1 protein-coding gene is annotated in these 314 nt (G+C 58.9%); it reads right to left on the bottom strand.

Features of this window, described 5'->3' with window-relative positions:
- The coding region (locus tag NE591_RS13760) for a hypothetical protein (RefSeq protein ID WP_256156920.1) at positions 1 to 259 on the bottom strand (259 nt) is incomplete at its 3' end.
- Positions 260 to 314: the final 55 nt, after the last annotated feature.

Raw genomic sequence — 314 nt, 5'->3', positions numbered from 1 at the left:
CTCCGATGTCCACCGCCGCATAGCAGTCGCGCCGCAGATCACGGGCAGAATGCGCCATGCCGCCATTCCTATATTCGCACGCCAGTAGTGGCCCCGTTTTGGGCGAACCCCGCTGACCATGAGTGTATTTCTCAACTTTTACCTGGGAAAACGCACAAGCCATTAATGCGGCGCACAGTGTACCAGCAAAGGGGCCCTCTGCAAGGGCGCGCGCCCAAAGAGGTGGCGGCCTGTAACAAATCAACAACATTGACTTCATGGGTCGTCATTGAAAGGGGCCCGGACGAACCGGGCCCCTCGAGGGAGAACACCTG

The sequence above is a fragment of the Adlercreutzia sp. DFI.6.23 genome, assembly GCF_024462535.1.
GTDB lineage: Bacteria > Actinomycetota > Coriobacteriia > Coriobacteriales > Eggerthellaceae > Adlercreutzia > Adlercreutzia rubneri.
This window is presented reverse-complemented; position numbering and strand designations above follow the sequence as displayed.